The sequence below is a fragment of the Dehalococcoidales bacterium genome (assembly GCA_028716225.1).
Taxonomy (GTDB): Bacteria; Chloroflexota; Dehalococcoidia; order Dehalococcoidales; family UBA5760; genus UBA5760.
The window spans coordinates 1-3,004 of the sequence record JAQUQE010000123.1 but is presented as its reverse complement, the minus strand read 5'-3'; the positions used below and the strand labels follow the sequence as shown (position 1 = coordinate 3,004).

Sequence of the window (3,004 nt, the reverse complement as noted above, 5' to 3'; positions counted from 1 at the left end):
ACTATGTGGCCGGGTGTACCGGGTGGACGGGAACCTTCGAGGGATATAAGGATGGAGCGCCTTTGGCTATCGGCTCCGAGGTTATTCTGGCTCTCGGTGAATCAAGCACCAACGGCCAGTATTTCTTGGGTGATGCCATCATAACCGGTGTCCATGCTAACGTGGCCTTTGACGGCGTGGTTACTTACTCATACGACTTTACCGGCGCCGGGGCGCTGGAGATGCCCTGGGCATGACAGGTGAGCTTGGAGTCCTAAAGCAGAACGGAGAGCAGATTGCCGGGTTTACCTCATGGGAGATTAATCTCCGCATTAAACCCCTGAACACAACCGGCTGGCAGAAAAACAAGGTAGACACGTGCAAAGCGTCAGCCGATAAATACTGGCTCTGCGCCATTCCTTCAGGGAGTAAATACCAGGCCGAGTTCTATCAGGCAACACACGGCAAACTGGTACTGGTTAACTCTCATGAGGTTGTCTGTACTCTTCCTGAGGCTCCGGTTAACAAACTAATTAATACACCTATTGAGATGATATGGACGAACTAATCGTCTTTTTAATGAGGGAGTTCGGCTGGACTTTGGAGTATGCCAGTGAGCTAGTGGGCAGGCTCCCTCTCCGTAAACTAAACGCCCTTGTCGAGGAATTACGCTACCAGAAAGCCCTTGATGATTACAAGATGTCGGCCAACTTCGCTATGGTGCTGGCTAACTGGGCATCGGCACAGGGTAAAAGGAAATTCAGGTCTACAGACTTTATCGGTCAGGCTCCACAAAGGAAAGGAGCTGAAACGTCTGTATGGGTGATGGCTAAAGAGAAGGGAATCAAGATACCAAAGGGGGTAATATGACGGACGAACTAAGGAAAAAGGACGAACCAATCAAGGTACAACTGGGGAGCAGGGAATATGAGCTATCCCCTCTAAACGCCAATGTGCTGGCTCATTGTGAGGACGAGTTCGGGGAAGGGGTAGACAAGGTTCCACAACTACTAAGCAAAAGACCTCATTCAACATTACTTTCTATCCTTTATGCTCTGCTTCAAGATAACTACCCCGAACTATCAAAGGCCGACATTGGCAGACTCTACTCAATAGATGATTACGAAAGGTTAAGCGGTCAGGCTGTCAAGGCGTTAACCATTAACCTGAGTGATAACACAAAGAAAGCCTTAAACAAGGTGGAATGATATGGCGTTAGGATCGAATGTCCTAGAGCAATTATTTGTCAAGATTAGTGCCGACACAACCGGGCTGACCAAAGGATTCGCTACAGCCGAGGCTAGTACCGGTGCCTTTGCGACTAAGTTCGGCTCCCAGATGAAGATGATCCAGTTGGCCGTGGCCGGGGTCGGTCTTGCTATTGCTGGCTTTTCTATCAAGGCGGCCATGGACATGGAGGAACTTTACGCCAAGATACAGGCCGGGACGGGTGCTACCGGGCAAGACATGGAAGACCTGAAAAAGGTCTTTAAGGATGTCGGCGGGTCTGTTGAAATTAGTCTATCGGATACGGCGGGAATCATTACCGAACTAAACACCCGCTTGGGGATTACCGGGGATGAACTAACCAAGCTGGCCGGGAAGATCGCAGAGGTAGCTGACATGATGGGTGTGGACGCTACCAATGCCGCAATCGAGCTAACCAAGACAATGAACGCGTGGAATATTCCTAATGCTGAAGCGTCATTGTTACTTGATAAGTTATTCGTCGCATCCCAAAAGACGGGAATAGGGATAGATAACTTATCATCACAGCTTAACGTGCAGGGCGCTTTCCTGCGGAGTGTTGGCCTTAATCTGGATGATGCTATCGTCCTGATGGCAGGATTCGAGAAAGCTGGTATCAGGGGCGAGGCCACTATGATGGCGCTGTCAATGGCGGCGCGTAACTTTGCTGATCAGGGACGCAATATTGCCTCTGCTTTTGTAGAGACTGTCCAGCAGATTAAAGAGGCCACCACAGCCGAGGAAGCACTTAATGTTGCTACCGACGTTTTCGGATCCCGGGGCGCGGTGACTTTAGTGGATGCGATTCGGGCCGGGAACTTTGAGTTTACCGAATTGAAGGCGGCTATCATTGAAGCGCAGGGGTCGGTTGATGAGTTTGCTGAATCCACAGAAACAACCGGGGATAAATTCAAGGAATTAAAGAATCAGATTACACTGGCCGCTGCTGAGTTAGGAGAGGCGTTTCTCCCTATGCTGGTCAAGGTAATGGGTATGATAACACCTATCGTCAAGGGCATAGCAAACTGGATTGAAGCTAATCCGCGGTTAATAGATACCATCATTAAATTAGGACTTGCTCTGGGAGGTCTGTTACTGGTCTTAAAGATGGTCGCTATTATGAAGGCTGTTGTCCTTGCTTTGTCCGGCCCTGCAGGGTGGACGATGTTAGCTGTCGCTGGCGGCATCCTTCTGGGTCTGGGACTGACAATGGGTAATCTCTTGGGAAATAGCGGAGCAAAACAGATTACCGCCGAGAATCCCTTGATAGTTGATGCCTCTAAGGAACCACAGGTTACAGAGTATTTCGCGCCGGAACTAAAATCGTATCAGCACGGCGGGATCGTCCCCGGGCCCATTGGTCAGCCAGTTCCGATTATGGCACATGGCGGGGAGATGTTTCTCGGTGAGGGCGGTATGCCAAACGTGAATGTCTATGTGCAGGGCTCGGTATGGGCCGAGCACGACTTGGCCGAGGTAATCAGGAACGAACTAATCAAGACCAAACGACGCAATTATGACACGGGGGTATAATGGCCAGACCGACTATAGTAGTTAGAATAGCCTTCGCTACTGACCCCTTCGCAGATACCCCGACATGGACAGATGTTTCTGCTGATGTGATGTCCTTTTCTATTGAACGGGGCAGACAGCACTTCTTAGATCGTATCGAAGCAGGGACGGTGTATCTGGTACTTAAAAATTCATCCGGTAACTACTGGCCGAATAACGCCGCCGGGGACTATTACCCGAATGTCTTACCGGGCAAGCGAATCAA

6 protein-coding genes are annotated in these 3,004 nt (G+C 50.0%); all 6 read left to right on the top strand.

Features of this window, described 5'->3' with window-relative positions; all coding sequences use genetic code 11:
• Window positions 1-236: hypothetical protein (locus PHI12_14560; GenBank protein ID MDD5512007.1), on the top strand; the 236-nt coding region annotated here is incomplete at its 5' end.
• On the top strand, window positions 233-547 hold the full coding sequence (locus PHI12_14555) for a hypothetical protein (protein ID MDD5512006.1): 315 nt from the start codon (window positions 233-235) through the stop codon (window positions 545-547). The genes PHI12_14560 and PHI12_14555, both read left to right, overlap by 4 nt.
• Window positions 535-849, top strand: coding sequence for a hypothetical protein (locus tag PHI12_14550; GenBank protein ID MDD5512005.1), 315 nt, complete (start codon window positions 535-537; stop codon window positions 847-849). The genes PHI12_14555 and PHI12_14550 overlap by 13 nt, the downstream gene beginning before the upstream one ends.
• Window positions 846-1,187: a hypothetical protein gene (locus tag PHI12_14545; GenBank protein ID MDD5512004.1), complete on the top strand. Its 342-nt coding sequence runs from the start codon at window positions 846-848 to the stop codon at window positions 1,185-1,187. The genes PHI12_14550 and PHI12_14545 overlap by 4 nt, the downstream gene beginning before the upstream one ends.
• A 1-nt stretch (window position 1,188) precedes the next feature.
• Entirely contained in the window at window positions 1,189-2,760 is a 1,572-nt protein-coding gene (locus PHI12_14540) for a phage tail tape measure protein (protein ID MDD5512003.1), read from the top strand.
• On the top strand, window positions 2,760-3,004 hold a 245-nt coding region (locus PHI12_14535; protein MDD5512002.1), incomplete at its 3' end, for a hypothetical protein. The genes PHI12_14540 and PHI12_14535, both read left to right, overlap by 1 nt.

Bases quoted from the DNA above. Each gene is read 5' to 3' on its own strand.
- PHI12_14555 (MDD5512006.1), top strand. From the start codon at position 233: ATGACAGGTGAGCTTGGAGTCCTAAAGCAGAACGGAGAGCAGATTGCC.
- PHI12_14545 (MDD5512004.1), top strand. From the start codon at position 846: ATGACGGACGAACTAAGGAAAAAGGACGAACCAATCAAGGTACAACTG.
- PHI12_14540 (MDD5512003.1), top strand. From the start codon at position 1,189: ATGGCGTTAGGATCGAATGTCCTAGAGCAATTATTTGTCAAGATTAGT.
- PHI12_14550 (MDD5512005.1), top strand. From the start codon at position 535: ATGGACGAACTAATCGTCTTTTTAATGAGGGAGTTCGGCTGGACTTTG.